The sequence below is a fragment of the Streptomyces sp. GESEQ-4 genome, assembly GCF_017948455.1.
Classification (GTDB): domain Bacteria; phylum Actinomycetota; class Actinomycetes; order Streptomycetales; family Streptomycetaceae; genus Streptomyces.
Genome location: NZ_JAFFSU010000003.1, coordinates 257,851 through 281,888 on the forward strand (window position 1 = coordinate 257,851; position 24,038 = coordinate 281,888).

General features: G+C 69.7%; 24 protein-coding genes and 1 pseudogene. 9 read left to right on the plus strand and 16 right to left on the minus strand.

The features are described 5' to 3' along the window. Positions 1-15 precede the first annotated feature (15 nt). The 3 genes from KCH48_RS09370 to KCH48_RS09380 are packed head-to-tail and all read right to left on the minus strand — an operon-like array spanning position 16 to position 3,678. Positions 16-1,374, minus strand: a complete 1,359-nt coding sequence (locus KCH48_RS09370) for a thymidine phosphorylase (RefSeq protein WP_210571956.1) — start codon at positions 1,372-1,374, stop codon at positions 16-18. Next, positions 1,371-2,648: a DegT/DnrJ/EryC1/StrS aminotransferase family protein gene (locus tag KCH48_RS09375; RefSeq protein ID WP_210571958.1), complete on the minus strand. Its 1,278-nt coding sequence runs from the start codon at positions 2,646-2,648 to the stop codon at positions 1,371-1,373. Before KCH48_RS09375 ends, KCH48_RS09370 begins: the two co-directional genes overlap by 4 nt. Then, positions 2,554-3,678, minus strand: a complete 1,125-nt coding sequence (locus tag KCH48_RS09380; RefSeq protein WP_210571961.1) for a Gfo/Idh/MocA family protein — start codon at positions 3,676-3,678, stop codon at positions 2,554-2,556. Before KCH48_RS09380 ends, KCH48_RS09375 begins: the two co-directional genes overlap by 95 nt. 53 nt (positions 3,679-3,731) lie before the next feature. Between KCH48_RS09380 and KCH48_RS09385 the strand changes: the two genes are divergently transcribed. Further along, entirely contained in the window at positions 3,732-4,136 is a 405-nt protein-coding gene (locus tag KCH48_RS09385) for a hypothetical protein (protein ID WP_210571963.1), read from the plus strand. Positions 4,137-4,874: 738 nt separating this feature from the next. On the opposite strand, the gene KCH48_RS09390 is transcribed toward KCH48_RS09385, so the two are convergent. After that, complete coding sequence (locus tag KCH48_RS09390) at positions 4,875-4,973, minus strand: hypothetical protein (protein ID WP_210571965.1); 99 nt, start codon at positions 4,971-4,973, stop codon at positions 4,875-4,877. Between KCH48_RS09390 and KCH48_RS09395 the strand changes: the two genes are divergently transcribed. Together KCH48_RS09395 and KCH48_RS09400 are read left to right on the plus strand one after the other, a co-directional pair. Then, entirely contained in the window at positions 4,972-5,298 is a 327-nt protein-coding gene (locus KCH48_RS09395; protein WP_210571967.1) for a hypothetical protein, read from the plus strand. The genes KCH48_RS09390 and KCH48_RS09395 overlap by 2 nt on opposite strands. Before the next feature lie 171 nt (positions 5,299-5,469). Then, a complete protein-coding gene (locus KCH48_RS09400; RefSeq protein WP_210571970.1) occupies positions 5,470-5,760 on the plus strand; it encodes a hypothetical protein in 291 nt (96 codons plus the stop codon). Positions 5,761-5,853: 93 nt separating this feature from the next. Here KCH48_RS09400 and KCH48_RS09405 read toward each other — a convergent pair whose 3' ends face one another. Then, a complete protein-coding gene (locus KCH48_RS09405) occupies positions 5,854-6,159 on the minus strand; it encodes an antibiotic biosynthesis monooxygenase family protein (RefSeq protein WP_210571972.1) in 306 nt (101 codons plus the stop codon). Positions 6,160-6,307: 148 nt separating this feature from the next. On the opposite strand from KCH48_RS09405, the gene KCH48_RS09410 reads away from it, so the two are divergent. Next, entirely contained in the window at positions 6,308-9,070 is a 2,763-nt protein-coding gene (locus KCH48_RS09410; RefSeq protein ID WP_307840846.1) for an AAA family ATPase, read from the plus strand. A gap of 260 nt (positions 9,071-9,330) precedes the next feature. On the opposite strand, the gene KCH48_RS09415 is transcribed toward KCH48_RS09410, so the two are convergent. Further along, positions 9,331-9,861, minus strand: a complete 531-nt coding sequence (locus KCH48_RS09415) for a hypothetical protein (RefSeq protein WP_210571974.1) — start codon at positions 9,859-9,861, stop codon at positions 9,331-9,333. Positions 9,862-9,936: 75 nt separating this feature from the next. Further along, positions 9,937-10,845, minus strand: coding sequence for a sigma factor (locus KCH48_RS09420; RefSeq protein WP_210571975.1), 909 nt, complete (start codon positions 10,843-10,845; stop codon positions 9,937-9,939). Positions 10,846-11,062: 217 nt separating this feature from the next. Between KCH48_RS09420 and KCH48_RS09425 the strand changes: the two genes are divergently transcribed. Together KCH48_RS09425 and KCH48_RS09430 are read left to right on the plus strand one after the other, a co-directional pair. After that, positions 11,063-11,797, plus strand: a complete 735-nt coding sequence (locus KCH48_RS09425) for an alpha/beta fold hydrolase (protein WP_210571976.1) — start codon at positions 11,063-11,065, stop codon at positions 11,795-11,797. Between the two features lie 67 nt (positions 11,798-11,864). After that, positions 11,865-13,196, plus strand: a complete 1,332-nt coding sequence (locus KCH48_RS09430) for an NAD(P)/FAD-dependent oxidoreductase (RefSeq protein WP_210571980.1) — start codon at positions 11,865-11,867, stop codon at positions 13,194-13,196. 33 nt (positions 13,197-13,229) lie between these two features. Here the strand turns inward: KCH48_RS09430 and KCH48_RS09435 are convergent, their stop codons facing one another. The 3 genes from KCH48_RS09435 to KCH48_RS09445 all read right to left on the minus strand — a co-directional run bounded on the left by KCH48_RS09435 (position 13,230) and on the right by KCH48_RS09445 (position 15,281). Beyond that, the gene (locus KCH48_RS09435; RefSeq protein ID WP_210571981.1) at positions 13,230-13,781 is read right to left on the minus strand and encodes a hypothetical protein; all 552 of its coding nucleotides are present in this window, start codon (positions 13,779-13,781) and stop codon (positions 13,230-13,232) included. Positions 13,782-13,960: 179 nt separating this feature from the next. Then, positions 13,961-14,209, minus strand: coding sequence for a hypothetical protein (locus KCH48_RS09440; protein WP_307840847.1), 249 nt, complete (start codon positions 14,207-14,209; stop codon positions 13,961-13,963). A gap of 145 nt (positions 14,210-14,354) precedes the next feature. After that, a complete protein-coding gene (locus tag KCH48_RS09445; protein ID WP_210571982.1) occupies positions 14,355-15,281 on the minus strand; it encodes an RNA polymerase sigma-70 factor in 927 nt (308 codons plus the stop codon). A gap of 313 nt (positions 15,282-15,594) precedes the next feature. On the opposite strand from KCH48_RS09445, the gene KCH48_RS09450 reads away from it, so the two are divergent. Then, positions 15,595-15,858 carry a WhiB family transcriptional regulator gene (locus KCH48_RS09450; RefSeq protein ID WP_210571983.1) on the plus strand — a complete coding sequence of 88 codons (264 nt, stop codon included), beginning with the start codon at positions 15,595-15,597 and terminating at the stop codon, positions 15,856-15,858. A 266-nt stretch (positions 15,859-16,124) separates the two neighbouring features. Here the strand turns inward: KCH48_RS09450 and KCH48_RS09455 are convergent, their stop codons facing one another. Both KCH48_RS09455 and KCH48_RS09460 read right to left on the minus strand, forming a co-directional pair. Then, positions 16,125-16,871, minus strand: coding sequence for an SDR family oxidoreductase (locus KCH48_RS09455; RefSeq protein WP_210571984.1), 747 nt, complete (start codon positions 16,869-16,871; stop codon positions 16,125-16,127). Positions 16,872-16,984: 113 nt separating this feature from the next. Then, positions 16,985-18,715: an L-aspartate oxidase gene (locus KCH48_RS09460; protein ID WP_210571985.1), complete on the minus strand. Its 1,731-nt coding sequence runs from the start codon at positions 18,713-18,715 to the stop codon at positions 16,985-16,987. Positions 18,716-18,871: 156 nt separating this feature from the next. On the opposite strand from KCH48_RS09460, the pseudogene KCH48_RS43180 reads away from it, so the two are divergent. After that, positions 18,872-18,974, plus strand: a pseudogene (locus KCH48_RS43180) (ferredoxin family protein); the annotation flags it as partial. A gap of 223 nt (positions 18,975-19,197) precedes the next feature. Here the strand turns inward: KCH48_RS43180 and KCH48_RS09470 are convergent. Together KCH48_RS09470 and KCH48_RS09475 are read right to left on the minus strand one after the other, a co-directional pair. Then, entirely contained in the window at positions 19,198-19,695 is a 498-nt protein-coding gene (locus KCH48_RS09470; RefSeq protein ID WP_210571988.1) for an Ohr family peroxiredoxin, read from the minus strand. 91 nt (positions 19,696-19,786) lie between these two features. After that, the gene (locus KCH48_RS09475; protein ID WP_210571989.1) at positions 19,787-20,683 is read right to left on the minus strand and encodes an RNA polymerase sigma-70 factor; all 897 of its coding nucleotides are present in this window, start codon (positions 20,681-20,683) and stop codon (positions 19,787-19,789) included. 250 nt (positions 20,684-20,933) lie between these two features. Between KCH48_RS09475 and KCH48_RS09480 the strand changes: the two genes are divergently transcribed. Then, on the plus strand, positions 20,934-21,467 hold the full coding sequence (locus tag KCH48_RS09480) for a DUF5134 domain-containing protein (protein WP_246885043.1): 534 nt from the start codon (positions 20,934-20,936) through the stop codon (positions 21,465-21,467). Between the two features lie 7 nt (positions 21,468-21,474). On the opposite strand, the gene KCH48_RS09485 is transcribed toward KCH48_RS09480, so the two are convergent. Next, the gene (locus tag KCH48_RS09485; RefSeq protein ID WP_210571996.1) at positions 21,475-22,884 is read right to left on the minus strand and encodes an aldehyde dehydrogenase family protein; all 1,410 of its coding nucleotides are present in this window, start codon (positions 22,882-22,884) and stop codon (positions 21,475-21,477) included. Continuing rightward, positions 22,884-23,984, minus strand: a complete 1,101-nt coding sequence (locus KCH48_RS09490) for a phenazine antibiotic biosynthesis protein (protein WP_210571997.1) — start codon at positions 23,982-23,984, stop codon at positions 22,884-22,886. The genes KCH48_RS09485 and KCH48_RS09490 overlap by 1 nt, the downstream gene beginning before the upstream one ends. Between the last annotated feature and the right edge of the window lie 54 nt (positions 23,985-24,038).

Below are 24,038 nucleotides of genomic sequence, written 5' to 3' on the forward strand. Positions count from 1 at the left end.
GCACCTCCGCACATCTCAGGCCGCTCCCGGCTCGAAGACCCGCTGTACGGTCGCCGGCGCGTCGACCGCCGTGTCACCGAGCCGGAACGCCGACTCCACCAGTGACCGGGCGGCGGCGATGTCACCGCCGTCGTAGCACAGCTCCGCCAGGACATCGCCCTGGTCGACGCGGTCCCCGACCCGGCGTCGCAGCAGCACACCGGCGCCGTGGTCCAGGGGCGCGTCGTACGTCAGCCGCCCCGCTCCGAGCAGCAGGCTCGCGTTGCCCACGGACCGGGGCTCGATCGCGGTGACCCAGCCGGATTCGGGCGCCGTGACCGTCAGCCGCCGCCCGGCGGACGGCAGCCGCTCCGCCTCCAGCGCGGCGGCGTCCGCCCCCTGCGCGACCGCCCACCGAACGAACGTCTCGTACGCCGTCCCCTCGTCGAGGACCCGGTCGATCCTGGCCATGGCCTGCTTGTCGGTGAGCGCGGCGTCGACGCTCTGCAGCATCAGCCGGCAGACCGCCGCGCACAGGTCCCACAGTCCGGGGACGCGCTCCCCGCGGAGTACGGCCAGAGCCTGGCGGATCTCCAGCGCGTTGCCCACCGCAGGCCCGAGCGGCTGGCTCATGTCGCTGAGCACGGCCCGCGCGTTCAGTCCGAACTCGGCGGCCAGGCCGAGCATCGTTCGGACCAGCTCGGTCGCACGGTCCTGTTCCCGGATCAGCGCTCCGGCGCCCGTCTTGACGTCGAGGACCAGCCCGTCGGCCCCCACGGCGGACTTCTTGCTGATAATGCTGGCCGCTATCAGCGGAATGCTCTCCACGGTGCCGGTGACATCGCGCAGCGCGTACGTGGCGCCGTCGCCCGGTGTCAGATCGGCACTCTGGCCGGTGAGGACCATGCCGACGGAGGTGAGCATCGGCACGATCTCCTCGATCGGGATCGTGGTCCGAAGCCCCTTGATCGACTCCAGTTTGTCGAGCGTGCCCCCGGTGAAGCCGAGGGCCCGGCCGGTCATCTTCGCCACCGGGACCCCGCACGCCGCGACCACCGGCACCACGATCAGCGTGGTGGTGTCTCCCACGCCGCCCGTACTGTGCTTGTCCACGACCGGGCCGTCCACCCGGCTCAGGTCCAGTCGGCCGCCGCCGATGGTGTGGGCCCGCGTCAGGGCCACCAGTTCCGCCGTGGACAGCCCGCGGCAGGCGACCGTCGCGAGCCAGGCCGCCATCTGGTAATCCGGGATCCGGCCGTGGACATAGTCCGTGACGATGCCCTCGATCTCCCCGGAGTCCAGGACCGCTCCGGCGCGTTTGCGGGTGGTCGACCCGATGACCCGGGCGGATGCCCCGGTGTCGCCGAGGCCACCGGTCGGCGGGACGGGACTCATCCGGACTCCTTGCGCGCTCCGGACGCCAGATGGGCGGCGACCTTGCCGGCGACGGCCCGTACGGCGGCCAGATACCGCTCGTCCTCCTCCTCGAAGCCCGCCGGCGCACAGGGAACCGAGATCTTGAAGGTGCGTGCCGCGAGGCGCTCGGCCACCGGGAACTCCGTCCGCACACAGGCCCGGTCGTACGTGGTCACCGGCGACATCGGATGCCGGAACAGATGCAGCGTGTGCAGCGGCGACGTCGCCTTCGGGATGTCGACGTCGTCCAGCCCCTCGGCGTTGCACGCCGCCACCAGCCGGTCGCGGCCGCCCGGAACCCGGTCCGGATCGACGTCGAAGAGCAGCGCGTAGTGGGCCGAGGTCCGCTCCGGCGTCGACAGCGTCAGCGGCGTGACCCCCTCGATCCGCGTGAAAAGCCCCGCGATCTCCTCCGCGAACGCCTGCTTTCCCTTGATCCAGGACGGCAGTTCGGCGATCTGGCCCACGGCGAAGGCGACGCCCAGCGGATGCGCCCGGTACTTCAGGCCCAGACCGGTCACGGAGTACGGATAGAGCGGCCCCTGGGGGTCCATCTCCTGCATCGCCCGTTTGTTGAAGTGCCCCAGCAGCTGCGCCCGGTCGTACACCGCCCGGCTGCGGGTGGCCAGTACGCCGCCCTCGCCGGCGGCGACGAGCTTCTGGGTCTGCAGACTCCAGGCCGCGGCCGCGCCGAAGGTGCCCACCGGGCGCCCGCGGTAGGTCGCGCCGTGCGCGTGGGAGCAGTCCTCGACCAGCGCCAGCCCGTGCTCCTCGGCGAAGGCCACAATGGCGTCCATGTCACACGGCAGACCCCACATGTGCGTGATGACGACCGCTTTCGTGCGCTCGGTCACCAGCCCCGCCGCAGCCTCTGGGTCGAACGAGCCGTCGGGCCGGCAGTCGGCCAGCACCGGCAGCGCGCCCAGCTGGAACAACGGCGCGGAGGTGGCGAAGAAGGTGTACGACGGGCAGAGAACCTCGTCGCCGGGGCCGAGACCGATGCCGTAGAACGCCGAATGCAGCGCGGCGGTACCGGAGTTGGTCACCAGACTGTACGGAAGGTCATGAGCGGCCGACCAGGCGTCCTCGAACTCCGCCACCACACCGGAGCGGTCGTACAGCGACAGCCTGCCGCTCTCCAACTGCTTCAGAACGCGCTCAGACCACTCCGATCGCCGCTTCGGCCATGGATACGCCGTCGGTCGGCTCAGTACCGGCTGTCCCCCGTCGATGGCCAGATCCGAAACGGGCATCCTGGGTCTCCTCGTGCAGCGGTCGTACAGAGGTCTGTCGGGAAATGGAGCGGTAGAGCGACTCGATGGTGGCGGTGACGCGTACACCGTCCTGCACCTCGCGTTCGGTGACGTCCGGGTCGGCGAGATGGTCCAGCGTGTTCACCAGCACGCCGGACGCCGAATCCCAGGAACGTTCGCCGGCCACCCGCTCGACCGGACGGTTCGAGCGATCGAACCGCTCGAGACGGTCCCGGGTGAGCTCGATGTGCCCGCCGGAACCGTAGACGCGTATCAACTCGCTCTTCTCGGACTCACAGAGCGACAGGCGGAGCACTCCGGTGACACCGTTCGGATAGGTCAGTGTCGACAGTGTGGTTTCTTCGACGTCGTAGGCGGCGTCCGGATTCAGCTTGGGCGCCGCACTCGCGTAGACGAGTGACGGCATTCCGAAGAACCAGTGGAGCAGATCGATAATGTGGTAGCCCATGTCGATGATGGCCCCGCCGCCGGAGGTTCTCGTCTCGGCCCGCCAGCCCGCCTGGTAGGCATCGGTACTGAGCTGGTAGGTGGCGTCGAAGTGCCTGATGGCACCGATCCGCCCCAGCGCGTCCTTCGCCCGCAGGTACAGCGGGTGATGGCGCCGCTGGACACAGAGCCTCAGGTGGCCGTCGTGTTCCCGGACGGCCGCGGCGATGTCGTGGGCCTCCGCCGGCGACAGCGCGAAGGGTTTCTCCTTCAGCACGGGGATGCCGCGGCGGCACAGCTCCAGAGCGATGTCGTGGTGGGTGTGGTGTGGCGTGGCGACGATGACGAGGCCGGGGTCCACGGCGTCCAGCAGGGATGCGTGATCGGGGAAGAACCGCGGACGGGGGACGTGTCCGTTCCTGGCGAGTGCCAGGATCAGACGCGCTTCCGCTGCCGGGTCCACATCGCATGCCGCGACCAGCTCGATGCGCGACGACAGGCCGACGAGGGCGGGTACGTAGTCGTCCAGGGTCCTGCGGCCGACACCGATGACCGCACAGCGAATGACAGGTAAGTCAGGCAAGTTGACCGACCCTTTCCAGCGGCTCCTACGGATTTACGGGGACTCTCAAACCGGTGAGCCGGAGAGGACGGGGCGGTCGGGCCCTGGCCCGCTTCGGTCAGCCGGAGGCGGCGACGGTGGAGAGGACGGCGATGCTGTCGTGGAGACGGGCGGCCTCCTTCCTCGCCGATCCGGTGGGAGAGGAGAAGGCCGGAGAGGCCGGGCTCGTCGCCGAACGCCCTGACGGGGGCGCCCGATGTCCGGCCCACCCGGGCCCGCCCCTCCTCGTGGGCCGCCCTCACGGCCGCATGACGGTGGCAGTGGCCTCCGGTTCGTCCGCACGCGCGACCGGCATCGTCACCGTGGTGCGGATGGCTGACGAAGGCCGGTCCCGGGCGCTTTTCGCCGTGTGCGTGACCTGGGTCATCACTGGTTCCCTTCTCACGGAACGGTGTCGCGTACATCTCGTGCGTGAGTGAACTCATGCCGGGCAGGCGGCAGCCGCACCGCGTCCGGTCCGTCACGGCGGTCACCGGGTGGAGGTGCAGGTGAGTGCGAGACGGCAGGAGCAGCCGTGCGCCGATGGCACGGGCATACCCGGCCCCGAGGCGAACTGCGCCATCGGCCGGTCCGGTGCCGACGCGTCAGGGTGACGGTCAGGGACAACGGGCGGACGCGCCTCTGAGGCGTGGCATCGCTCGGGTGACAACCGGCGTCAGGGGAGACCGGGTCCGTGCCCGGTGTGTACGGAAACCCACGGTAAGGAGGTGATCGGGATGTTCTGGTACGGCCATCACAGCGCTCAATTCCCCGTAGACAACACCAGGGCGGCGATACGTCAGTACGCCGACCTCGATACGGACGCAGAACATGCTGCTCCCCGCCATCTCCGGCCCGGAAGCGCTCCCATGAGCCTGACATGGTCATGTTTCCGCGTCAACAGATCATGGGCAAACCTCTGCCCGGCCACCCCGGTGGGCGAAGCCCTCGAATCCGGAACATCCCCGGTCGGAGACCTTCGCACGGCACCCCGCAAATATCGGCGGAGCGCGACGAGAGACTGCGGCCCGCCAGGGCACCGACTTCCCGGAACAGTCCTTTCAGCGCAGATGTGATGTGTCGTCCGAAACGCGCTTGGACGCCCTCGCTCCGGTGTAGAGACGCCTGAGAAGCACACCGGGGCCAGCTCCATGGCAAACAGAGGCTCCGAGCCTGTGTCACACCTTGATCGGCGTGACGTGGCTGACGGCAAGGATCGTCCGACCTTGGTACCGGGAGAGCAGGTCGTCGCTGACCTGGGCCGTCCGCCGTGCCATGCCGGCGAAACTCTCTGCGCTCCCGGTGGACGCCGTCCGGGTCGACGCGTATCACGACCACGCAGCCCGGTCCTCGGGGAACCGGTGCGACGACCGGGCCGGCGAGACGGCCGTCGGCCGTGACGTGATCGAGGAGGGAGCCCTCGACGTAGTCGTACCCGTGGCGCTCGCAGTATGCGACGACCTCGGTCGGCGGCCGGTTGTGGACGTGGAACTCGTCCAGATCGGCGATGCCCCACCAGTCGTCGGGGCGGGTGGCCATCACCTTCCGGACGAGCGCGGCGCAACGCCTCTTCAAGCGCTCGGTACTCGGCCAACGGCATGACGGAATTTCCGAAGTAGTCGCGTCCCACCTCCAGGTATGGGTGAGAGACCGGCGGTGGAACTAGGCGCTGAACCGCCCAGTGTTGGCCGGAGACTCTAGATCTTGGTTGTGACCTGGGGTTCTTTGGCTGTCAGGTAGGTGTGCGCAGGCAACCAGCCCTTCACCCCCTTCATGCCTCGTTTCGCTGCCGCACGCCGGATGCATCGTCGGCCGACGCATCAGGAGGGCAGCGACGACCGCGAGGACAGCTGCGGCTGCCGAGAGAAGGAAGACCTGGGCTGTCGCGTCGCCGTAGGCGACGCGCACGATCTCGCGCACCACACCCGGTTGCTGACGAGTGTCGGCGACAGCGCTACCTGTGCAGGGCAGGCCGGCTGCGGCGAGGCCGCGCGTCATCTGATCCTGGACCTGCCGTGCCAGTACCGCGCCGAGCACGGAGACACCGTTCGTGCCGCCCATTGAACGGAAGAAGGACACCGTCGAACTTGCCGTCCCCCACGTCTCTCAGCGGCACGGTGTTCTGCACGCTAAAACCCGGTTCTTGGAGCTTGTCGGTCAGAACCCTGATTCGGGACCGCAGGGGCGGTCCTGCTGGCTCCGCCCGTGTCCACACCGCCCGGGCCCTTCGCACTGGAAGAGCCCGAGGTCGACCTGTACCGCATGGCCCAGGAGATCACCGCTGAACTGGGCGCCGCCCTGGCCGAGTTCGCAGCGGAGGAAGCCCGGCTGCGTCGACATGATCCGGGCGTTCTCCTGGTACACCTCGGCGAAGTAGTCGGCCTCGTCCGCGGGCACGGTGTAGCTCTTGATGACAGTGACCGGGCCGGCGACGCCGGTCTTCGAATCCAGGGAATGACTCATGCCACCCTGCCCGGCGACGAGTCGACGGTGTGACGAGCCGCCGGGCCTTTTTGCCGGTCTTGGCGAATGACCAGTGGGTTCAGCCGACTCGGATAATATGCATGGACAAAGACATGGCGGAGCGATACTTGCGGCAAAGGCGGACATTGTGCCTGATATCGCGCCGTTGCGGGGGCGACGGGACGAGCTGGCGGAACTGGAAGCTCTGGTGCGCCGTGCCCGCGTCGGCCACAGTGGGGCACTGGTCGTCTGCGGCGAGGCCGGTGTCGGCAAGACGGCGCTCCTGGACCAAGTCATCGCGAGGGCCGAGGCAACCGTCCGCACCGAGCGCATCGTGGCCTCGCAGTCCGAGATGGAACTCGCCTACGCCGGCCTCCAGCAGCTCTGCGGGCACATGACGGGTTCGGCCGCCCGGCTGCCGGCCCCGCAGCAGGAGGCCATCGAAGCGGCGTTCGGGCTGCGCAGCACCGCCGCGCCGAGCCCGTTCCTCGTCGGGCTGGCGTTGCTGGGGCTGCTCACCGAGGCCGCGGAGGACCGCGGACTGCTGTGCGTCGTCGACGACGCACAGTGGCTCGACCACGCCTCGGCGCGTGCCCTCGCGTTCGCCGCCCGCCGGCTGGACGCGGAAGGCATCGCCCTGGTGCTCGTCGTGCGCCAGCCCGACGAGGTGTTCGCGGGCCTGGCGCACATGGTCGTGGAAGGGCTGGGCCACGAGGACGCGCGCGAAATCCTGCGCCTGGCGGTGCCCGGCGGTCTCGACCAGCGGGTCCGCGACCAGCTCATCGCGGAGGCTCGCGGCAACCCGCTCGCGCTGCGGGAGCTGCCCCGGGCCCTGAACCCCGCCCAGATCGCCAGCGGCCTCACCCTGAGCAGCACCCTGCCGCTGGAGAACCGCATCGAGCAGAGTCTGGTCGTTCAGCTCGCCTCGCTGCCCGCACCGGCACGCCTCCTACTGCTGCTGGCGGCCGCCGAGCCCACCGGTGACCCCGGACTGCTGTGGCGGGCGAGCGCGGTACTGGGACTGGGACCGGACGCTTTCGACGCGGCCAAGGACGCCGAGGCGCTCGTCGTCGGCACCCGCGTCGGCATCCGTCATCCGCTGGTGCGGTCGGCCGCGTACCGGGCGGCGTCACCGGCGGACCGGCGCCGCGTCCACGCCGCCCTGGCGGACGTCACCAGCGCCGAGCACGACCCGGACCGCCGGGCCTGGCACCGGGCCATCGCCACCCTGTACCCGGACGAGGAGGTCGCCGCCGATCTCGAGCGGTCCGCGGCGCGTGCGCGCACACGCGGCGGCCCGGCTGCGGCGGGCGCGTTCCTGGAGAGGGCGGCGGAACTCACCCCCTCGCCTTTCCACCGCGGACAGCGGCTGATCGCGGCCGCCGAGGCCAAGCACGACGCGGGCACGCCGGGCGCCGCCCTCCGTCTGCTCGAGTCCGCCCGCGCCCTCCCGCTCACCACGTTGCAGGAGGCGCTCGTCGCGCGGCTGCACGCTCGGGCCGAATACGCGCTACGGCGTGATCGCAGCGGGGTGCAGCACCTGCTCGCCGCGGCGCAGGGACTCGAAGGGCTCGACCCGGTACTCGCCCGCGACACCTATATCGAGGCGCTGGCAGCCGCGACCTACGGCGGCAGGCTCGGCGACGCCGAACAGGTGACCGCCGTCGCGAACGCGATCCTCGCGGCGACGCCCGCCGCCGAGGAGTCCGACCGGGCGGGCGACCTCATTCTGCGCGGCCAGGCGCTGCTCGCCGCCGAGGGGCAGGAAGCCGCGATCGCCACCCTGCGACGGGCCCAGCGCGCCTTCCTCGAACAGGCACCGGATTTCCTCGAACTGCACTGGATGTGGTTCGCCTCCCGCGCCGCCCAGGACCTGTGGGACCCGGCTGGACTTCGCGCCCTCGCCGACCGGCAGGTCGAGCTGGCCCGTGCCGAAGGCGTCGTCACCGTGCTGCCGATCGCCCTGAGCCTGCTGCTGCTGGTGCAGATGATCGACGGCGACCTGGACAGGGCCGAAGCCTCCTGCGACGAGATCGACGCCATCAAGGAAGCCACCGGCAATCCGCTCCCGCGGTACGGGCGGCTCCTCCTCGCGTCGTACCGAGGACAGGCTGACGACGTGGAACGCTGGGCGGAGCGCATCCGGGCCGACGGACAGGCGCGCGGCGAGGGATACGCGCTGAGCGCGGCCAACTTCTCCCAGGCGGTCCTCTACAACGGCCTCGGCCGCTTCGCCGAGGCGGTCGCCTGCAGCCGCCGAGAACTGCCGTACACCCATGAACTGAACCTCGCCATGCGCACGCTGGTCGAACTGGTGGAAGCGGCCACGCACACCGGTGAGTACGCGCTCGCCGAGACGGCGCTCAGGCAGTTGGCCGGCGTCACACGGCCGGTGGGCACCTCCTACGCGCTGGCCGTGCTGGCGATGGCGGAGGCGCAGCTGCGTGAGGGTGAGGAGGCGGAGAACCTGTACCGGGACGCGATCAAGCGCTTCGAGCACGAGCGGATCCCGATCTGGGTGGGGCGTTGCCGACTGCTGTACGGCGAGGCGCTCAACCGCCAGGGCCGGCACGTCGACGCGCGCGAGCAACTGCGTGCCGCGCACGAGATGCTGACGGCCTGTGGCCTGAACGGCTTCGCCCAGCGCGCCGCGGACGAGTTGCGCGCGAGCGGTGAAACCCTGCGGGTGCGCGAACGGGGATCGGCGGCGCAGCTCACCGAGCAGGAACTCAACGTGGCCCGCCTGGCGCGCGAAGGACTGACGAACCGGGAGATCGGCGCCCGCCTGTTCATCAGTGCTCACACTGTCGAGTACCACCTGCGCAAGGTCTTCGCGAAGCTCGGTATCAAGCGGCGGACCGAGCTGAAGCCCGCCCTCGCCGAACTCACCCTGACGTCGGCGGGGCCCTGAACGGCAACGGCCTGTCGACGGAGCATCGTGACGGGCGTGGGACCTGGGACAACACTGTGGTTGTCAGAGCGTGTGAAAAGTGCGGTAAGATAAACACAGTGTTCCGGGTGCCGGGTTGTGCGTCCCACGCAAGGCGTCCGGAGTGCCACCCGCTACCTAGAGCCAGCGGGTGCGGTGTGCCCCGGACGTCGATCGCCCCCCGAGACCGGCGTCCGGGGCCACCCGTCGTGTGCCGACGGAAGAGCTGTTCGGGAACAGGGTCACAATGCGCGATAGAGACCGCGACCGGTGCGCCGGATACGAGAGGCGCCGACGAGCCGATCGAGTGTGCTGCGAATGGCGTTGATACTGCCACTGTCGGTGGCACGGCTCAACGCCACCGCCACGTCGCGGGCGCGCACATCGGTGTCGCCGACCTTCGCGAAGTAGTCCAGGATCTGTTCGGTCAGCCTGCCGTACGTCCGCTCCGGGGCGCCCTTCGGCCGGGCTGCCCGCCGCGCCGGTTCCTTCTCGCGCCCGGTCCCGCGTTCCGTGCGAGCGATGTCGGCCGAGGTGGTGGGGGAGGCAGGGGAGGCGGTCGGGAGCGTGTCCGCGGGTGCCCCAGCTTGCGGTGCGGCCGCCAGCATGACCTCAAGGGCTCCCAGCGCCCGTTGAACGGTGTCGAGATGAGCGACGACCGCAGCGAGTTCTCGCTCCAGCGCCTGCTTCTGCAGTTCCAGACGGCTGAGATCCTCCTGGAGGCTCTCAGCCGTGACCTCGATGTTGTGTGCCGTACGAGATGCCGGAACCATGTCTTCCTCTCATCCTCAACCCTCACCCATTGTTGCCACTGACACACGCAGGACGCAACGGCCGAAGCACACCCTTCAGACGTCCCGTGGTCCGTGTGCGTCGGAACCGCCGGAAGGAAGGTGCGGGCGGTTCCAACTGCGCAGCTTGTCAGGGTTCAGGACGGCCCAGACGTGGGTGACGTGATGGTCGGCGATGTCGAAGCTGATGACGGCGGCGACCTGGTCGTTGTGGCGGACGACGATCGCGGTGCGGCCGTTGGCGGAATTGAGATGCAGGGCGGTGTGGGGGCGGGGGGCAAGGAGAGTGAGGAGGGTGCGGGCGACGTACCGGTCGCCGTGAACCGGCCTGGTCAGGGCACGGATTTTGCCGCCGCCGTCGAAGAACGCGGTCACGTGGGGAGACAGTAGGGACCCCAAGTGCGTGGTGTCGGTCGTGACGCAGGCTTGCCGCACGGCGCGAACGATCTTGTCGTGTTCTCGGGGTGTCGTGGGATGCGCGCGGCTGGTGCGCAGGCTGCGGCGGGCACGGTCGGCGAGTTCGGCGCATTCGTGTGGTGTCCGGCCCACGATGTCGGCGACCGTCTGAGGCGGCATCGCGAAGACGTCGTTGAGGACGAACGCCGCCCGTTCGGTGGGGGAGAGGGCGTCCAGGGCGTTGAGCAGGACGTTGCTGATCTCCTCCGTCAGGGTCGGGTCGAATTCCGTGCCGGCGTCCGGGCCCTTCCCCTCGGGGTTCGGGAGCGGGCGCTCGGGCACGGACAGGCGTGCCAGGCAGATGGTGCCCGTGCTCTTGGTCAGCCAGATGCGCGGGTCGGTGATCCCTGTGCGCTGCTTGTCCGTCAGCGTGTACCACCGTCTGTAGGTTTCGGTGACGGCGTCCTCGGCCGCTCGCCCGTTCCCCAGCATCCAGCGGGCCACGTTGAGCAGGTGCTGTCGCTCGTCCAGCAGCTCCGCGATCGGTGCCGTGTCACCGGTCTGGCCCATGAGGCGTCCTTCCTCTCACCCGGCACGCCACTCAACCGTCGCAGTCGGATCGCAGCGCCCTCCTGCAGTTCAGACTGTCCAAGCACGGATCATGTGACAGTGGGTCACCGTCGAGTGCAGCCACAGGATACTGGGACACAGCGAGGCAATAACAGTGTGACAACATGAGATGTCATTTCATGCACGAGACGGCATCCACTCATGAAGGGGTTCACCCATGCCCGCGATTCTCGTCCACGGCGTTCCTGACACCCAGCACGTATGGGATGGTGTGCGCCGACACCTGACCAGGTCCGACGTGGAAGCCTGGAACCTGCCCGGCTTCGGGACCGAACGACCGGCCGGTTTCGGTTCCACCAAGGAGGAGTACGCGGACTGGCTCATCGGGCGACTGGAGCGGATCGGCGAGCCGGTGGACCTGGTCGGTCACGACTGGGGATGCATACTCACCCTCCGCGTGGCCTCCCTGCGCCCCGACCTCGTCCGTACCTGGGCAGGAGGCAACGGGCCGATCAGCGCGGAGTACGTCTGGCACCCGCTGGCCAAGATCTGGCAGGACCAGGTCGAGGGCGACCGCTACATGTCCGAACTGCGCGCGGAGCCGTTCGCGGAGGAGGTGTCGGTCGGCTTCGACGTGCCGCTCCCGCTGGCCAGGGAGATGGCGAGCCGGGTGGACGACACGATGAAGGACGCGGTCCTCAAGCTGTACCGCTCGGCGGTCACCATGGGCGCGGAGTGGGAGCCGGCGCTGGCCGACGTGACCGCGCCGTGCACGGTCTTCTGGGGAGCGCAGGACCCCGCCTGCCAGATCGAGTTCGGGCGCAGGCTCGGTGACTCCCTGCGCGCTTCCGAAGTGATCGAGATGGACTGCAATCACTGGCCGCTGCTCCAGCGGCCCGCGGAGGTCGCCGAGATCCTGGAGAAGCACTGGAGCGCGCACTCCGGCGCCTGAGGCTTCTGTCACACGGGGCGGCGACGACCGGTCTAAGAGTCGAAGCCGAGGAGAAACAGAGGACACCGTGCGTGAGATCTTGATCGTGGGCGGCGGCTACGCGGGTTTCTACACCGCGTGGGGTCTTGAGAAGAAGCTGCGACGCGGTGAGGCACGGGTCACCGTGGTCGACCCGCGTCCCTACATGACGTATCAGCCGTTCCTGCCCGAGGTGGTCGCGGGGTCGGTGGAGGCGCGTCATGCCGCGGTGTCGCTCCGGCGGCATCTGCACCGGACCCGTCTGATCGCGGGCTCGGTGACGGAGATCCGCAACGCCGCGCACACCGTGACGATCCGGCCGCAGTCCGGGCCGGAGTTCGACCTGCACTACGACACGCTGGTGGTGACGGCGGGAGCCGTCACCCGCACCTTCCCGATCCCGGGGCTGCGCGAGCAGGCGTACGGACTCAAGCACGTCGAGGAGGCCGTGGCGATCCGCGACCGGCTGCTCACGTCGTTCGACCGTGCGGCGACGCTGCCGGACGGGCCGGAACGGCGCAGGCTGCTCACCGTCACCGTCGTCGGTGGCGGCTTCTCCGGGGTGGAGGGCTTCGGTGAACTGCTGGGCCTGGCGTCCGCGCTGCTCAAGCACTATCCGGAGATCAAGGTGGATGAACTCGCCTTCCACCTGGTCGAGGCGCGGGGCCGCATACTGCCCGAGGTCACCGACCGGCCCGGTGAGTGGGTGGTGCGCTCCCTGGAGAAGCGGGGTGCGCGCGTCCATCTGAACACTCAGCTCCTCTCCGCCGAGAACGGACGCGTCGTGCTGTCGGACGGAACGGAGTACGACTCGGGTCTGCTCGTGTGGACGGCGGGCAACGCCTCCAACCCGATCGTGCACAATCACACCGACCTCCCGGTCGACGAGCGCGGCCTGTTGAGGGTGCGCGCGGATCTCCGGGTGGGTACGGAGACCGAGGTCGTGCCGGACGTCTGGGCGGCCGGTGACGACGCCTCGGTGCCCGATCTCGCCGTAGGCCGACCGGACGCCCGCACGGTGCCCAACGCCCAGCACGCGGTGCGTCGGGGCAAGCGCCTCGCGAAGAACATCCTGGCGTCCCTGCGCGGCCGGCCGACCAAGAACTACGTGCACCACAGCCTCGGGGTGGTGGCCACGCTCGGCCTGGGCCGTGGCATCTTCCAGTACCGACGCCTGGTCATCAAGGGTTTCCCGGCCTGGCTGATGCACCGCGGCTACCACGTCCTGGCCGTGCCGAGCTGGGAGCGCAAAGCGAGGGTGTTCGCCGTGTGGGCGACCGCCGCCCTCTACAGCCGTGACATCGTCTCTCTCGCCTCGGTCCAGCACCCGAGGGACGCCTTTGTCTCCAGCGGTGAGCCTCGGCGGCAGGAGTCACACTGAGCGCGTCCGCCGCCGGTAACTGCCAGGCGTTGCTCAGGGCTTGGTCGCGCGGTACAGACCGCGGCCGACCCGGCGTACGCGCGAGGAGCCGACGAGACGGTCGAGCGTGCTCCGGATGGCATTGATGCTGCCACTGTCGGTGGCACGGCCGAGGGCGGCGGCCACATCCCGGGCCCGGACGTCGACATCGCCGGCTTGCGCGAAGTAGGCCAGGATCTGTTCGGTGAGTTTGCCGTACGTCCTCACACCGTCGGTGTCACTGTCGGCGCGGTCGGCCGTCGCCCGGCTCGCGGCACCCTCCTCGGCCGGGTCCGCGACCGGCGCGGGCTGCGTGGGCACCGATGCCACCGTCACCGGCGCCTCCGCATCCGCGGCCACGGAACGGTGTGCCGTGGACGACGCAGCGGCCCCCGGCATGAGGGCCTGAAGGGCGCCGAGGGCCCGCTGTACGGAGCCGAAGTGCGCGGTGACCGCCGCCAGTTCCCTCTCCAGCGCCTGCTTCTGCATCTCCAGGCGGACCAGGTCCTCCTGGAGGCCCTCGGCGGTGATCTCGATGTTGCGGGCCGTGGGGGTCACGGAGACCATGCGTTCCTCTCGTCCTCACCCCTTGTTCCGGAGGGGCCGCCCGATGTGCGGGCTCCGTCACCCGGCCCGGCATCGGGGGCATGATACCGGGCATCGATCAAGACCCCCGCCGACCGGAGAGCGCGGCCGGTGGGAACGGCGGCCCGCACCGCGTCCACCGCGACGGTCCACGCTCTCCGTCAGACACGGCCCGGCGTCGAATGGTGGAGGCGGGCGCCGCCTTCCCGGCCCGCGGGCGCCTCGTTGTCGTGGGGCCCTGCGACGGAGAGCTTCAGCCGCCGCAGAGTCTCGGAGACCGCGTGGATACGGGCGTCCACTGTTTCGATCGCCTCTCGGAGCAGGCTCAGCCGTCCTTCGAGCAAAGCGGCCTCCGCCGCCAGGGCCGCGGCGGCGGCAGCGGGATCGGGCATCCGATGCGTGCGAGCCACCACCGTTTCTGGGAAGCCTGTTTCACGAGCTTCACGCACGTCCATGTTCCTGCTCCTCCACTGCGGGACTCGGGCGGACATCGACGCAAGCCGTCGACACCGCATTGACCGGACAGTGAGGAGCGCTGTGACAACCGGGGCGAACTCAGACCTCGCTGACGACAGCGCGGTGGACACGGGAACGGGAGTCCAGGAACGCGGCGATCTTGGCCGGGTTGAAGACCCACATCACCTGGTGGATGCCACGGTGTGTGGCGGCGATCGTCATGAAGGTAGCGGGCCGGCCGTCCCTGTGGAGCAGGATGCCGCTGCGTCCGTTGGCCTCTACCGGTTCGGCCTCGACCGTCGGCCAGAAGCGTCGGTTCGCGGTGGACAGATTCGCCACGCGGGAACGGCCCAGGACGGGGATCCGAGCCGCTCCCCGGATGCCATTCCCGTCGGACAGGCTGACCGCGTTCGGCGTCAGCAGCTCCTCCAGCGTGCCGACGTCGCCCCGCTGGGCGGCGCCGACGAAGGCTTCGAGCAGCCTGCGGTGCTCGCCGGCGTCGACGCTGTCCCGCTGGTCGTCGGTGAGGTGCTTGCGCGCCCGGCTCACGATCTTCCGCACGTTGACGGGGCTGAGCCCCAGGATGCGCGCGATCTCGGGATAGTCGTAGTCGAAGGCTTCTCTCAGCACGTACGCGGCGCGCTCGGTCGGCGGGAGTTTCTCCAGCACCAGCAGCAGGGCGAGTTCGAGTGCTTCGGCCCGTTCGGCGCCGACCTCCGGGTCGTTGCTGGTGTCGACGGGCTCGGGCAGCCACGGACCGATGTAGCTCTCGCGGCGCAGCCGGGCCGACTGAGCCACGTTGAGGGCCAGCCGTGTGGTGGTGGTGGACAGGAACGCGACGGGGCTGACCACGATCGCGCGGTCGGTGCGCTGCCAACGCAGCCACACCTCCTGGACGACGTCCTCGGCCTCCACCGCACTGCCCAGCAAGCGATAGGCGATGCCGAAGAGGCGTGGCCGGAGTTCCACGAAGACAGAAACGGCTTCGCTCAGGTCACTGTCCGCGGGGGGTGCCTCTGGATGCATGATCCTTCAGTCTCCGTTTCTGTGTCACGGGTGTGTCGGCGAAGGCGATCGGCCTCTCTGTCGAGGACCGCCGCGGTGGCGGCCCGGCGTACTGAGGGATCTGGCAGGGCACTGCGCTCGCCTCCGCCCGAAGTGACCGCGGGCGCGGATGCTTCGTGACACTTTCGCGGCGAGTTTTTTCGGAGCGGGCCTTGCGGTGGCGGGCGCCGTTACGGGCCGGATGTCACACACGCGCCGACAGTTCGGTCTTTCAAGTGGAAAGCGGTAATGCGCGGCACGCGCTTTTCGCCGTTCCCCGCACAGGAGGCATTCCATGGATTGGCGCGTAAGGGGACTCTGCCTGAGCGAGGACCCTGACCTCTTCTTCCCCATCGGCAGTATCAACAGCGGTCCGGCGACGCTGCAGGCGGACGAGGCCAAATCCGTCTGCCGCCATTGCCCCGTAACGCGGCAGTGTCTGGCCTGGGCCGTCGAGATGGGCCCGGTCGAGGGGATCTGGGGAGGAACCACGGAAGGGGAGCGCCGTGCCATGCGACGGCGGCCGGTGCGCGAGCAGGCCGTGAAGAGGGCCGCCTGAAAGCAGGGCCCATGACGGATGTGGGTGGGCGGGGTCAGGGTCACCTTGTCACCGACGAGGACGCCTGGTTGCGGAAGGCGTCGCTGCCGGCCCCACCGAAGGTGATGTCGACGGTCAGAGGCAGTTCGACGTCCTTGATGCGGAGCCTCCCCAGGAGCGGTTGCTGTCTGTGCCGGAGGTGCAGAGGGGCCCGTCGTGCCGCGGTGCGGACGACAGGCCCCATCCATCTGGCCGGCGGGCCCTTGAGGGGCCCGCCACACGCCGACTCAGCTCTGCTGGGCGAGCCAGTCGGCGAACCGGGTCGCGCCGATGTTCGCGCCCGGACCGGGGAGCAGCGTGGTCTCCTTCAGCTCCGCACCGAAGTACGGGGCGTGCACGTCGGCCACGACCTTGCGAGGGTCCTTCTTGGCGGCCAGGCCCTTGCGGATCAGCTCGTCGAGCTGGAACTCGTCGGGGCCGGCGATCTCCACGACCCCGTTGACGGGGCCGCCGACCGCGGTGCGGCCGACCGCGGCGGCCACGTCGTCGGAGAAGACGGGACGGATCTTGACCGGGGCCAGCCGGACGGTGTCACCCTCGGTCGCCGCCTCGGCGATGCCCTTCATGAACTCGAAGAACTGTGTGGCGTGAACGATGGAGTAGGGGACGCCGGACTCCTTGATCAGGGTCTCCTGCGCCTGCTTGGCGCGGAAGTAGCCGCTCTCCTGCAGCCGCTCCGTGCCGACCACGGAGAGCGCCACGTGGTGGGTCACGCCCGCGTCCGCCTCCGCCTTGAGGAGATTGGTGGTCGAGGTCCGGAAGAACTCCATCACGGCGTCGTCCTCGAAGGACGGCGAGTTGGAGACGTCGATCACGACCGACGCACCGGTCAGGACCTCGGCAAGGCCCTCGCCCGTGAGCGTGTTGACGCCGGTGTTCGGGGCGGCCGGTACCGCCTCGTGACCGTGCTCATTGAGCTTGGCCACCAGCTTCGAGCCGATCAGTCCGGTACCGCCGATGACTACAACCTTCATGGTGACGATCCTTTCGAGATGTGCGGTGTCGTCCGCACTGGGAATGACCGAGTGCGAACGTTTTCTGTGACACGGGAGCTGTGCGTGAAGCGTTTCTCTCCGCCGGAGAGCCGCTATTCGACGAGCTTTCCGTCGGTGGAGACTTCCGCCATGAGGGACGCGATCTCGTCCGGAATGGCGGGGATGCTCTCGCGGGTGATCCCCGTCGTCGGGGACCAGACGAGGTTCACGCGGAGGGCGGGGTCCATGTCTGGGAAGTCACTGCGGTTGTGACACCCGCGGGTCTCCCGGCGTTCCAGCGCCGCTTCGAGGGTGGCGCGGGCCGCGAGGGCGGCCGACTTCAGGTCGAAGGCGTGGGCGAGGTCCTGGAAGCCGGCGATGTCGGGGTGCACCCCTACGTTCTGCATGCGTTTCTCGATGGCGTCCAGTTCCGCCAGCCCGCTGCGCAGACCCTCTTCGTCGCGGACGACGCCGGCGTGCTCGGTCATCGTGTTGCGGATCGCGCGCTGGAGCGCGCGGACGTTCTCGGGTCCGTCGGCGGCGAGCAGTTCCTCGACTTCGGCGCGCGCCTGGGCCACGGCGGTCGCGGACCGGGGCTGCGCGGTGAGCGACTCGGAGTAGGCGGCGGCCGCCCGACCGGTGATACGGCCGTAGACGAGGAGTTCGATCAGGCTGTTGCCCCCCAGCCGGTTGGCGCCGTGCAGTCCGCTGGCCGCCTCGCCGATGGCGTACAGACCGCGCACGTCGGTGCTGTGGTCCTCCGGACGGACCCAGACGCCCCCCATCGAGTAGTGCGCCGTGGGGGCGACCTCGATGGGTTCACGGGTGATGTCGAGCATCTGTAGTTCGAGGAGCGTCTGGTAGACCCGGGGCAGCCGGTTCATGATCGTCTGACGGGGCAGATGGGAGACGTCGAGCCAGACCCCGCCGTTGGGGGTGCCGCGGCCTTCCTTGATCTCGGTGTAGGAGGCGAGGGCCACGCGGTCGCGGGTGGACAGTTCCATGCGCTCGGGGTCGTAGCGGTTCATGTACCGCTCGCCGAGGGCGTTGCGCAGGATGCCGCCCTCGCCGCGGGCGGCCTCGCTGACCAGGGTGCCGGCGGCGTTCTCCGGTTCGATGATCCCGGACGGGTGGAACTGCACCAGCTCGGGGTCGCGCAGGCGGGCCCCGGCCTCGACCGCCAGGCGGAAGGAGTCGCCGGTGTTCTCGTCCCGCCGGGAGGAGGTACGGCGCCAGATGCGCGTGTGCCCGCCGGCCGCGAGGATGACGGCGTCCGCGTGGACGAGGTAGCCGGTGCCGTTGTTCAGGTCGAAGCCGTAGGCCCCGAAGACGGCACCTTCGTGGACCAGCAGCCGTGTGATGTACACGGTGTCGAGCATGGGTATGTCGAGCTGGCTCGCCCGCCGGATGAGGGTGCGCTGGATCTCCAGGCCGGTGTAGTCACCGGCGAACGCGGTGCGGCGGAACTTGTGGGCGCCGAAGAAGCGCTGGGAGATACGGCCGTCCCCCTCGCGGGCGAACTCCATGCCGTACCGCTCCAGGTCGTCGATGCCCAGGGCCGCCCCCTGGGTGACGATCTCGGCCGTACGGGGGTCGCCGAGGAGGTAACTCTCCTTGAGCGTGTCCGCGGCATGCTGCTGCCAGGAGTCCTCGGGATCCATCGTGGCCAGAGCCGCGTTGATGCCCCCGGCGGCCAGGGACGTGTGGGTGTCCTCCTTGGGACGCTTGCCGACGGCGACGACGTCGACACCGGCCTCGGCCAGTTCGATCGCGGCCCGAAGGCCGGCACCGCCGGTACCGATCACCAGCACCGTGGTGGAAATTTGTCGTTCGGTGATAGGCACGATTGCTCCCGTCGCAATGGGTGGTCACTGACTAGGACCAGGTCAGGCCGCGGTTTGTGACAGCGGCAGAACGCGTGTCACAACGTGACGGTGTCCCTGGTCAGACAGACCAGCCGGACGTGTTCGACGTTCGAGGAGGAGGGATGGCGTACGTCATCGCGCACGCTCTACATCAACCCCGAGGAGTGCGTCGACTGCCACGCGTGCGAACCCGTCTGCCCCGTGGAGGCCATCTTCTACGAGGACGACCTGCCGCCGGACTGGGACGCACTACCTTGCCGTCAACGCCGAGTACTTCACCGCGGCGGCTCCGGAGCCCCGCCGACCGCGTGACACGGTGGGCGATCACCCTCTCGTCGCGGCACTGCCGCCGCAGAGTACGAGCAAGAAGGAGATCTCCGTCTTCACCGCCCGCAAGGAAGAAGCCGCCGACGCGAACCTGTGGTTCCCGTCCTGACCGCGAGGTCCGCCGGGCGTGCCGGTCAGGGGGCCAGCGTGATGGTGGTCGGCGTTCCCCGCCAGGCCATGCGCGCGTACGGACACAACGCGTCGGCCTTCTGTATCAGGCCGTCGGCCGTCTCGGGAGCGACTCCGGGCCACCGCACCACCAGGTCGACGTGCAGCAGATAGCCGCCGTCCTCCGGGTCACGCCCGAAGGCGACGGTCGCCTCGACGGAGATCGCCGCGGGATCGAGGCCTTCCTGACGTGCCAGCAGGCTCAGCGCGCCGTGGAAGCATGCCGCGAAACCCGCCGCGAAGAGCTGCTCGGGGTTGGTTCCCCGGCCGTCACCGCCCAGCTCGGCCGGCATCCGCAGGTCGAGGTCGAGGGCGCCGTCGGACGAGCGGGCCCGGCCGGAGGCCCGTCCATGTGAGGCCACACCGCCGTGGACGGTCACGGTGGTCGTGTAGATGGGCGAGAACTCCTCTCCGTCGTAGTCCTTCTCGGCCGACAGGGTGGGCAAGGGGATCCGCTCGGTCACGGCATGACTCCGTTGTCGTCGAAGTGCGCAGTCCCGGCAGAGGTCCGGGACTACTGAATGACCGACAAGCAGCCGTAACTGTGACGCCCGGTCAGTCCCGCAGCGAGGCCACGAACGGCTTCAGCTTGTCCGGGTTCATCACCCACATGATCCGCTCGATGCCGTTCGCCGAGATGTCGGCGGTCAGCAGGGCGACCGCCTCCCCGCCGGACGAGACCAGCACGGCCGACCGGCCGTTCGCCTCGACCCACCGGATCTCGGACTGCGGCCAGAAACGCGGAGCGAAGGCCACGAGGTACCGAGAGACATGGGCCCGTCCGACGACCGGGACCTTGGACGCGCTGCGGATTCCGTTGCCGTCCGAGTAGCTGACGACATCGGCGGTGAGCACGTCCTCCAGTACCGACAGGTCGCCCGTCCGCGCCGCGGAGAGGAAGACCTCCAGCAGCCGCCGATGGGCCGCCGGAGTGACGCGCTCCTTGCGCTCGGCAGCCAGGTGCTTGCGCCCGCGGCTCACGAGCTGACGGGCGTTGGCCTCGGTGATCTCCAGGATCTCGGCGACCCGTCCGTAGGGGTAGTCGAATGCCTCCCGGAGCACATAGGCGGTTCGCTCCAGGGGATTCAGCCTCTCCAGCAGGAGCAGCACCGCCATTTCCAGGGCTTCGGCCCGCTCCGCACCCAACTGCGGATCCTGCGCCGTGTCGACGGGCTCCGGAAGCCAGGGCCCGACGTAGGACTCCCGGCGTACCCGCGCGGACTGGGCCAGGTTGATCGCCAGCCTCGTGGCGACCGTGGTCAGGAAGGCGAGCGGCTCATTGACCTTCGCACGGTCGGTGTTCTGCCATCGAAGCCAGGTCTCCTGCACGATGTCCTCGGCCTCCACCGCGCTGCCCAGGACTCGGTACGCGATGCCGAAAAGCCGTGAGCGCGCCGAAAGGAAGTCCTTCGTCGCTTGGTCCAGGGTGCCGGGTTGGGCGCCAGCGTCCATGGGTCATCCCTTCTGGCCTCGTGCGCCCCATGCTATAAGCGGCCGGGGACGGACACGACGGCGGATGGTCGTCCCACCGTCCCACCACCCCACAGCCGCCACATTGGCACACCGTGTCGCCCTGTCACTCCCGGACAACCGTCGTCGCTGTCACGGATCGATCGCACACCTGGTCAGGACTGAGAACGTCATGGACCAGGAGGCGCACCCAGTGCCGGACAAGACGCCAGCACTCCACATCGTGCACTGCATGCTGACGCTGCTCTTCGTTCTCGTGGCCCTGCATGTGCTGCGGCGCGGGGTCCGGGCACCGGGAGCGGACAGCCTCGACCGGGTGGATCACCTGCTGCACTTCGCCATGGCGGCGGCCATGGCGATCATGCCCTGGAGCCTCGGCCGGTCGCTGACCGGCCGGACCACGGTGGTGCTCTGTGCGGCGGCGACGCTGTGGTTCCCGCTGACCGCGCTGTACCGCCGTGCGACGGGCACGGTGGCGGCGATCGCCGGGCGGCTGCCTCCGGCCGCGGGCATGGCGGCGATGGCCTGGATGTCGCGGACGCCCCACGGCCCCGCGGCCGGCGCGTCGATGACGGCCGCCCTGGTCACCACCGCTCTGACGGTCTGTCTCCTCGGCTTCGCCGTACGGTCGTTGATGCGCCCCATGCCCGCGCTGCGGACCGCCGCGGGCACCGCGCACCGCGCCGCCGCGGCGGACCCGTACGGGCACGTCCGCGACGGGGCGATGGCGTTGGGGACGGCCGTGATGCTGGTCCTGCCCCACTGACCGCCGTTCACTCGAAGCCGACGACGGCCTTGCTGCGCATCAGGAAGTCCGACAGGTAACTGTCGTGCGGCACGCCCGGAGCCATCCAATGGGTCGGCCGGTCACCGGCGTACACATTGGCGATGGTGGGTTCCGCCAGCAGGGTGGCCAGCAGGGCGTGGTCGCGCGAGAGGACCGAGAGGACGAGGGTCTCGCGCAGCGGAGCGATTCCGTCCGAGCGGTTCCACGGCGCGATCCACACGCAGGGAAAGGGGAGTTCGGCCCGCAGTTGCGGGGCTCCCGCGTGGTCGACCTGGTGGACTGCCGGACGCAGTACGGCACTTCCATCCCCGAGGTCGTCGACGACGCCGTCACCGCCGAGCCAGGCGCGGGTCCCCGCCGCCACCTTCTGGAGATAGGAGTCGAGGGCGCGGGCCCGGTCCAGCGGGTACACCGGGAGTACCGCCCGGGTGTCCTGGGGCGGCAGACCGGGCAGCCGGGACAGGCGGTCCGCGACGGCCTCGGCGAGCAGCGCCGGATCGCCTTCGACGAGGACGGCGGTGGCGTTGACGCACGCGGTACCGCCCTCGTCGGCGACGGAATCGACGATGGTGTCGAGGTACTCCCGCCAGTCCGTGTCCGCGGTGACGAGGATCTTGGTCCGGCCAGGCCCCTGCGGCAGCACGCGGGCATCGTGCGCGTACCGGGCGACCACGTCGTCACCGCCGTACACCACCGCGCGGTCGGCACCTCGGATCAACGCCCCGGCGGCCTGATGGTCCGTGGGCAGCAGCACGAGCTGGTCCTCCCGGACGCCCGCCCGGTGCAGGGCTCCGACCAGGCGGTGCGGAGTGAACGGCTCCCGCCGGGACGGACGTACGGCGACGCGGTAGCCCAGCGTCAGCGCCTCCAGCCACAACCGGTGGACACCGGGATGGTTGCCGGAGGCGTTGACAGCGAACACCTCGCCCCTGCGGGCCCATACGGCGTGCCCGGAGCCGAGGGCCGGATCCCTACTGTCCCGGGCCGCCCCGCGCGGCCTGCCCCGGTCGGCCGACGAACGGGCCAGGCTGACGAATCTCGCGGTGTCCCGTGTCGCGGTGCGCACCACCGTCAGCGGGCTGCCGGAGGTGCGGCTCACCAGGTGCTCGTACTCGCGGACGCCCAGCCCGCCGATGGTGCCGGTGGCGAACTCCTCGGCGGCCGCCTCCAGGAGGGTGTCCATGCCGGCCGTCGGTACGGCCTCGGCCTTGCGCAGCGCGGCCAGGGCCCGGTCGACGTAGACCGGCGGTACCAGGCTCAGTCGCGCCACCTCGGTACCGGACACGTCCGTCACGCTGCTCGGCACGCGCGTCCGGTAAGGGCAGCCCGGGCCCAGCGCGTCCAGGTACACCGGCTCGTCGGACTTCTCGACCGTCTCGGCCTTCACGACCGTCATCAGTACACGCCCTCGATCACGGTCTCGCCCTTCACCGTGGCCACGGGCGCCACGTCCGCGACGGCGTCGCCCGCGTGGTCGCCGGCCGGCCGCACACGGACCGCCGTGTCGCGTTCCGCGTTGTTGGGGATGAGCATGGACTTGCTGACGTGACTGACGATCACCTGGCCGCGCTCACCCACCTCGACGCGTTCCCCGGTGGCGGGGTCGACGACCGACAGGAACACGTACGGCGACACCGGGTCGAAGACGCAGGGCTGCGAGGCGTCGAGTCCGGGGCGTTCGAGCAGTGCGGTGAGCATCATGGTGTTGCCGTACATGCCGATGAGCGGTACATCGGGAAAGACCTCCGTTGCCAGCAGGTGCCGGGTGTCGGGGTCCATGTGGGTGCCGCCCCAGAGGATCGCCCGGACGGAACCGTTGATCCGCTCCAGGAGGTCGTCCTCGCGGGCGAAGCGTTCCAGCAGCGCAGTGGTGGCGGCCAGTACCCCGACGTCCTGGGTCAGCAGGATCCGGCGGCACTGTTCGACGAGATGGTCGGTGTAGGACTCGACCTCGTCGCTGCGGCCCGCGGCGATCAGCTTCTTCACCCAGCGGGGGTCCATGTCGATGCTCAGGCCCGGGCCGCCGAGCGACGCCGCCGCCCGTTGCAGTACGTCGCCCACCAGGTGCGGACCGGTCGGCGCCACGGTCAGCCACTGGGCGCCGAGCGGGAGGCCGTGCTCTCGCAGACGCCGGTCGACCTGCTCAGTGCTGTGCCGCATCCAGTCGTCGAGCTGGACGACCCGCTTGGGCGCCCCGGTCGTCCCGCCGCTGTCGAAGACGTTGATCAGCCGGGCGTCGCTGCCGTAGCCCCGGGGGATCAGGTCCGCCACCGGTACGTGCCGCAGCTCGTCGGTAAGGTCCGGGAAGAGCGACAAGTCGGCCACGCTCTTGACGTCCCGTCGCGGATCGAAGGCGAGCCGCTCGGCCCGGTCGAGCCAGTAGCGGGAGCCGGTCGCCGGGTCGAAGTGCCAGCGCATGGCCGCTCGTACGAACTCGTCCGGATCGACGCCGTCGGACGGCCCGGCGTCCAGAACGGCGGGGAACTCGTACGTCATCAGTGGTCCCTTCTCGGTGCGGCCCCGTGCGGATGACGGGGCTGCCGTGTGAGG

What these genes read in the sequence shown, in the direction of transcription:
- KCH48_RS09450 (WP_210571983.1), top strand. Translation starts at nt 15,595, where the DNA reads ATGGATTGGCGCGTAAGGGGACTCTGCCTGAGCGAGGACCCTGACCTC.
- KCH48_RS09490 (WP_210571997.1), bottom strand. Translation starts at nt 23,984, where the DNA reads ATGACGTACGAGTTCCCCGCCGTTCTGGACGCCGGGCCGTCCGACGGC.
- KCH48_RS09455 (WP_210571984.1), bottom strand. Translation starts at nt 16,871, where the DNA reads ATGAAGGTTGTAGTCATCGGCGGTACCGGACTGATCGGCTCGAAGCTG.
- KCH48_RS09475 (WP_210571989.1), bottom strand. Translation starts at nt 20,683, where the DNA reads ATGGACGCTGGCGCCCAACCCGGCACCCTGGACCAAGCGACGAAGGAC.
- KCH48_RS09425 (WP_210571976.1), top strand. Translation starts at nt 11,063, where the DNA reads ATGCCCGCGATTCTCGTCCACGGCGTTCCTGACACCCAGCACGTATGG.
- KCH48_RS09485 (WP_210571996.1), bottom strand. Translation starts at nt 22,884, where the DNA reads ATGACGGTCGTGAAGGCCGAGACGGTCGAGAAGTCCGACGAGCCGGTG.
- KCH48_RS09390 (WP_210571965.1), bottom strand. Translation starts at nt 4,973, where the DNA reads ATGGCACGGCGGACGGCCCAGGTCAGCGACGACCTGCTCTCCCGGTAC.
- KCH48_RS09405 (WP_210571972.1), bottom strand. Translation starts at nt 6,159, where the DNA reads ATGAGTCATTCCCTGGATTCGAAGACCGGCGTCGCCGGCCCGGTCACT.
- KCH48_RS09415 (WP_210571974.1), bottom strand. Translation starts at nt 9,861, where the DNA reads ATGGTTCCGGCATCTCGTACGGCACACAACATCGAGGTCACGGCTGAG.
- KCH48_RS09445 (WP_210571982.1), bottom strand. Translation starts at nt 15,281, where the DNA reads ATGCATCCAGAGGCACCCCCCGCGGACAGTGACCTGAGCGAAGCCGTT.
- KCH48_RS09395 (WP_210571967.1), top strand. Translation starts at nt 4,972, where the DNA reads ATGCCGGCGAAACTCTCTGCGCTCCCGGTGGACGCCGTCCGGGTCGAC.
- KCH48_RS09480 (WP_246885043.1), top strand. Translation starts at nt 20,934, where the DNA reads ATGCTGACGCTGCTCTTCGTTCTCGTGGCCCTGCATGTGCTGCGGCGC.
- KCH48_RS09370 (WP_210571956.1), bottom strand. Translation starts at nt 1,374, where the DNA reads ATGAGTCCCGTCCCGCCGACCGGTGGCCTCGGCGACACCGGGGCATCC.
- KCH48_RS09420 (WP_210571975.1), bottom strand. Translation starts at nt 10,845, where the DNA reads ATGGGCCAGACCGGTGACACGGCACCGATCGCGGAGCTGCTGGACGAG.
- KCH48_RS09435 (WP_210571981.1), bottom strand. Translation starts at nt 13,781, where the DNA reads ATGGTCTCCGTGACCCCCACGGCCCGCAACATCGAGATCACCGCCGAG.
- KCH48_RS09375 (WP_210571958.1), bottom strand. Translation starts at nt 2,648, where the DNA reads ATGCCCGTTTCGGATCTGGCCATCGACGGGGGACAGCCGGTACTGAGC.
- KCH48_RS09400 (WP_210571970.1), top strand. Translation starts at nt 5,470, where the DNA reads ATGCCTCGTTTCGCTGCCGCACGCCGGATGCATCGTCGGCCGACGCAT.